5 protein-coding genes and 1 pseudogene are annotated in these 5,729 nt (G+C 49.0%); all 6 read left to right on the top strand.

Going from position 1 to position 5,729, the window contains the following annotated elements; translation table 11 throughout:
* Nucleotides 1-1,652: carbohydrate-binding protein (locus VIM87_RS29245; protein WP_332000404.1), on the top strand; the 1,652-nt coding region annotated here is incomplete at its 5' end.
* Nucleotides 1,653-1,758: 106 nt separating this feature from the next.
* The gene (locus tag VIM87_RS29240; protein ID WP_332000403.1) at nucleotides 1,759-2,232 is read left to right on the top strand and encodes a hypothetical protein; all 474 of its coding nucleotides are present in this window, start codon (nucleotides 1,759-1,761) and stop codon (nucleotides 2,230-2,232) included.
* A 102-nt stretch (nucleotides 2,233-2,334) separates the two neighbouring features.
* Complete coding sequence (locus tag VIM87_RS29235) at nucleotides 2,335-2,745, top strand: Dabb family protein (protein ID WP_332000402.1); 411 nt, start codon at nucleotides 2,335-2,337, stop codon at nucleotides 2,743-2,745.
* 200 nt (nucleotides 2,746-2,945) lie between these two features.
* The gene (leuC, locus tag VIM87_RS29230) at nucleotides 2,946-4,352 is read left to right on the top strand and encodes a 3-isopropylmalate dehydratase large subunit (RefSeq protein WP_332000401.1); all 1,407 of its coding nucleotides are present in this window, start codon (nucleotides 2,946-2,948) and stop codon (nucleotides 4,350-4,352) included.
* Nucleotides 4,353-4,431: 79 nt separating this feature from the next.
* Nucleotides 4,432-5,007, top strand: a complete 576-nt coding sequence (gene leuD, locus VIM87_RS29225) for a 3-isopropylmalate dehydratase small subunit (RefSeq protein WP_332000400.1) — start codon at nucleotides 4,432-4,434, stop codon at nucleotides 5,005-5,007.
* 18 nt (nucleotides 5,008-5,025) lie between these two features.
* Nucleotides 5,026-5,729, top strand: a pseudogene (locus VIM87_RS29220) (2-isopropylmalate synthase); the annotation flags it as partial.

The following is a 5,729-nucleotide window of genomic DNA, read 5'->3' as shown; positions in this document are numbered from 1 at the left end:
CCATCACATCCAGCAAACCGGGATTACAGCTGGTATTAGGTTCGCAGGTAACTGCGCCGGCTACTAAAACCTTTGTGGTAAATTCCAACTTCACCATACAGGCCCTTAGCCCGCAAACCCTGGGCGATACCGCTTATGAATTTACTTCCTGGGCGCATGGCGGGGCGGTTACGCAAAACCTGCGCGTACCTGCTGTTAACACCACCTATGCGGCTAATTATAAGGTGAGCGCATCTTTACAAAATCCCTACAAGGGCGTACCGGCTGCCATACCGGGTAAAATTGAAATAGAGGACTATGATACCGGCGGCGAAGGTATTGCCTACCACGATGCTTCCGTTGCCAACCAGGGTAACGGTTACCGGCCCAACGAAGGGGTGGACCTGGAAGGTTGTGCCGATACCGGCGGTGGCTTTAACATAGGTTATGTAGCTACCGGCGAGTGGCTGGAATACACCGTGAATGTAACCACACCCGGCGTATACACCCTGGCTGCCCGTGTGGCCACGCCTTACGATGCCAAAGCATTCCATGTGGAGCTGGATGGCGTGAACATCAGCGGAACCATGGCTGTACCCAAAACCGGCGGTTTCCAGGCATGGCAAACCATTACTGTGAACACACCGGCACTTACCACCGGCGTAAAAGTATTACGTGTAACCATGGATGCAGCGGACCTGAACATTAACTACCTGAGCTTTGCCCTTGCCGGCACAGGTACCGGCAGCGCACCTACCGTAAGCCTTACTGCACCGGCCAATAATGCTTCCTTCTTTAATAATGCGGATATTGATATGGCGGCAACAGCAGCTGATGCAGATGGCAATGTGCGCAAAGTGGAATTTTTCCAGGGCGTTGTTAAGCTGGGTGAAGATACTACCAGCCCTTACCAGTATACCTGGATAGGCGCAGCTGCAGGCACTTATTCCATTACGGCCAAAGCCACGGATAATGCCGGTTTAAGCACTACATCCGCCCCGGTAGCTATTGCAATAAACCCGGTAACAGCCGTTAAAACCATCCCCGGCAAAATAGAAGCGGAAGCTTTTGATGCCAAGTCGGATGTTGGAACAGAAGGCTGTGCAGATACCGGCGGCGGCGAAAATGTGGGCTGGATAAATACGGATGACTGGATGGATTACCATGTAAATGTAACCACAGCAGGCACTTATACCGTAAACTTACGCATAGCCAGCCCGGATGGCGGTAAACAATTACAGCTGCGCTCCGGCACTAACGTACTGGCTACGGTAAACGTACCGGCTACCGGCGGCTGGCAGGCCTGGACCACTATTACTACCACGGTAACCCTGGCAGCCGGCGATCAAACCCTGCGCATTTATGCAGTTAGCGGCGACTGGAACATTAACTGGATTGAGTTTACCAGCGCAGCGCTGGCCAGCAAGGCAAGCCACCTGCCGGAAACAAACGACCAGTTTAAGGTATATCCCAACCCGGTAACCAGCAACCTGACCATTGGCGGCCTGAAGAATGATGGGATGGTAAGCGTGATCAACGTGGCCAACTCGCAGGTTACCCGGATGAAGTCAGCGAACGGTACCTTAAACCTTGGCAGCCTGCCTGCCGGTACCTATATTATTGAGTTCAGGGATGGCAAAAAAGTAGTAAGGAAAAAATTTATTAAACTATAAGTAAATGGTAAGGAGGTCTTTAGGGCCTCCTGCCATTTCCTGCAGTAACAAATGGCACAGTTTTCGTTATTGGAAGGGCAGACCTAATATTTTAAAAATTAAAGCCATGAGAAACTTAGTTATAGCCATCGCATCATCCGCATTGATCTTTGCATCCTGCCAGAGCAATGACGAGAAGGCTGCCGCTATAGGGGATGCCAAACAGGCAACCATTGATTCAATGAACGCGGTAAGTGTAGCAAAACAGCAGGTAATTGATTCTATAAACGCTGAAAAAGCAAAACATAAAAGCCGTAGCAGCCAGGCATCAAACGGTAGCTACAGTAATAGCGGCTCCGCTGATAATTCTACTGCAGCCGCTCCCGCAGCCACCACCACTACCAAGAAAAAGGGTTGGAGCCACACTGCTAAAGGTGCAGTAGTAGGCGCTGGTGCAGGCGCTATCACGGGCGCTATTGTAAATAAAGACCGTTTAAAGGGCGCTGCCATTGGTACCGTAATTGGTGCGGGTGTAGGCGCTGGTACAGGCGCCATTGTGGACCATGCTAAAAAGAAAAAAGAGCAGCAGGCCAACCAGTAAGTAAGATGGAATAAAGATGTATATGGGCGCTTTCCCTACCGGGAAGGCGCCTTTTTTTATGCAGTATATTTTACTATTTTGAGGCCATCAACCCGATTAACCATGAAAAATTCCAACAGACGTAAATTCCTGGGCACGGCAGCCACTATTTTAGCCGGTACAGCGGCCGCCACAGCAACGCCCCTGCAGGCTGCTGCACCCAAATATCCCGTGGTACACCATGTATTCTTCTGGCTTAAAAATCCCGGTTCTACGGAAGACCGTGATAAGCTGGTGGCCGGTGTTAAAACCCTGGCCAAGATCAAAACCGTAAAAGAGCTGCGGGTAGGGGTAGTGGCCAGCACCGAAAAACGGGATGTGGTGGATAACAGCTGGGCCGTATCTGAGCTGATGTTCTTTGCCGACCTGGCCGGGCAGGCTGCTTATCAAACAGATCCCATTCACCTGGAATTTATTAAGAACTGCAGCCACCTTTGGGAAAAGGTGATCGTGTATGATGCGGTGGACGCCTGAGCTGTGCGGTAAGCGCTGTGATTGTATTGTAAAATATTTATAATCAATACTATAAGGCTTTGGTCGTTACCGCACGGTCAAAGCCTTCTTCATCTGCAGCCCCCGGTTTTTAACGTTTCCTGTTAGAAAAAATCTGACTAAAAAGCAGAATATCTGGATATATTTTAACAATTTTGCAGTTACTTTTTAAATTATAAAAAATGAGCCAAATACCTACTACCGTATTTGATAAAGTATGGGATTCACATGTTGTGAGAAAAATAGAAGACGGTCCGGATGTATTTTTTATTGACCGCCATTTTATTCATGAAGTAACCAGCCCGGTAGCGTTCCTGGGTTTGGAGAGCCGGGGGCTGAAAGTGATGTTCTCCGAAAAAACCTTTGCTACCGCAGATCATAATACACCTACTATTAACCAGCATTTACCGGTGCAGGACCCGCTTTCTGCCAACCAGTTAAAAGCGCTGGAAACCAACTCATCCAAATACGGCATTTCCCACTGGGGCCTGGGTAATCCCAAGAACGGCATTGTGCATGTGGTAGGCCCGGAAAACGGTATTACCCTGCCGGGTATGACCATTGTGTGCGGCGATTCGCATACCTCTACCCACGGCGCATTTGGCGCTATTGCCTTTGGTATTGGCACTTCTGAGGTGGAGATGGTATTATCTTCCCAATGTATTATGCAGCCCAAGCCCAAGAAAATGCGCATTAATGTAAATGGCAAGCTGGGTAAAGGAGTTACGCCTAAAGATGTGGTGCTGTATATTATTGCCAAGCTCACCGCAGCCGGCGCTACCGGTTATTTTGTGGAATACGCAGGCGATGTGTTTGAGAACATGAGCATGGAAGGCCGTATGACGGTTTGTAACATGAGCATTGAAATGGGCGCACGTGGCGGTATTATAGCACCTGACGAAACTACTTTTGCATATATCAAAGGCCGTGAAAAAGCCCCTAAAGGCGAAGCATGGGATAAAGCGCTGGCTTACTGGAAAACACTGAAAACCGATGCAGGCGCTAAGTTTGACCAGGAGCATACTTTTGATGCAGCAGATATTGAGCCCATGATCACCTACGGCACTAACCCCGGTATGGGACTAGGCATCACCCAGCATATCCCTTCTGCGGCTTCGGGCAGCGGCAAGGCCAGCTATGAAAAGTCACTGAACTATATGGGTTTTCATGAAGAAGAATCCATGCTGGGCAAAAAGGTTGATTATGTTTTCATCGGCAGCTGTACCAACGGCCGTATAGAAGATTTCCGCGCTTTTGCCTCCATTGTAAAAGGGCGTAAAAAAGCAGATCATGTAACGGCCTGGATAGTGCCCGGCTCACACATTGTAGAGCAGCAGATCAAAGAAGAAGGTATCCTGGATATTTTAACAGACGCAGGTTTCCAGCTGCGCCAGCCCGGATGTTCCGCCTGTTTGGCCATGAATGATGATAAGATACCGGCGGGTAAATATGCCGTGAGCACCAGCAACCGCAACTTTGAAGGCAGGCAGGGCCCCGGCGCAAGAACGCTGCTGGCAAGCCCCTTAGTAGCAGCAGCAGCAGCAGTAACCGGCGTGGTAACAGACCCCCGCGTGCTGATGGCGGATTAATAACGCCCGCGTATAAACGATCAACAACATAATTAACTAACAGAGATACGACCTAAAAATGGCTTACGATAAATTCACTGTGTTACGGAGTTCAGCGGTGCCCATGCCCATTGAAAATGTAGATACTGATCAGATCATTCCTGCACGTTTCCTGAAAGCTACGGAGCGTAAAGGATTTGGCGATAACCTGTTCCGCGACTGGCGTTATGAGAACGATAATACGCCTAAGAAAGATTTTGTACTGAACAATCCCATCTACAGCGGTAAAATACTGGTAGCCGGTAAGAACTTTGGCAGCGGCAGCAGCCGTGAGCACGCGGCCTGGGCCATTTATGATTATGGTTTCCGCTGTGTAGTAAGCAGCTTTTTTGCAGATATTTTTAAGAACAACTCCCTGAACATTGGTATACTACCCGTACAGGTGAGCGCTGAGTTCTTAGATAAGATCTTTACGGCCATAGAAGCCGATCCCAAAGCCGAAGTGGAAGTGAACCTGCCGGAGCAGACCATCACCATTGTTGCCACCGGTGAAAGCGAAAAATTTGACATCAACAGTTACAAAAAACATAACCTGCAGAACGGTTATGATGATATTGATTACCTGCAAGCCATGAAGAGCGAGATCCAGAGCTTCGCTGCCAAAAGCATGTACTAAAACATTCCACCACTTATTATGTCAGTTGCCGGACGCTATGTAGAAATAATGGATACCACCCTGCGGGATGGGGAGCAAACCAGCGGCGTTTCTTTTTCACCTTCGGAAAAATTAACCATTGCGCAGTTATTGTTAACAGAAGTAAAGGTAGACCGTATTGAAATTGCGTCTGCCCGCGTGTCTGAAGGCGAGTTTGCGGCCGTAAAGGCCATTACCAAATGGGCGAAGGCCAACGGCTTTCTGAACAGGGTGGAAGTGCTGACGTTTGTGGATGGCGATGTAAGCGTGCAATGGATGCAGCAGGCAGGGGCTAAGGTTATGAACCTGCTTACCAAAGGTTCACTGAACCACTTAACCCACCAGCTTAAAAAGAAACCGGAACAGCACTTTGCAGAAATAGCAGCGGTAATAGCGCTGGCAAAAAAGAAAGGCCTGGAATGTAATGTGTACCTGGAAGACTGGAGCAATGGCATGCGCCACTCCCGCGACTACGTATTCCAGTTCCTGGACTTTTTACAAACGCAGCCTGTTAAACGTATTATGCTGCCGGATACCCTGGGTATCCTGATCCCTTCTGAAGTTTTCGAATATACCTCCGCCATTGTGCAGCGCTATCCCAAGCTGCACTTTGATGTGCATATGCATAATGATTACGACCTGGGTACAGCCAATGTGCTGGAAGGCGTAAAAGCCGGCGCCCATGGTGTGCACCTTACCATTAA

This window comes from Chitinophaga sp. (assembly GCF_036569125.1).
GTDB lineage: Bacteria > Bacteroidota > Bacteroidia > Chitinophagales > Chitinophagaceae > Chitinophaga.
Note: the sequence above shows the minus strand (reverse complement) of the source record. Positions and strands in the feature narration are given on the sequence as shown.

Excerpts from the sequence above, each read along its gene's own strand:
- VIM87_RS29235 (WP_332000402.1), top strand. The coding sequence starts at position 2,335 with ATGAAAAATTCCAACAGACGTAAATTCCTGGGCACGGCAGCCACTATT.
- VIM87_RS29240 (WP_332000403.1), top strand. The coding sequence starts at position 1,759 with ATGAGAAACTTAGTTATAGCCATCGCATCATCCGCATTGATCTTTGCA.
- leuC (WP_332000401.1), top strand. The coding sequence starts at position 2,946 with ATGAGCCAAATACCTACTACCGTATTTGATAAAGTATGGGATTCACAT.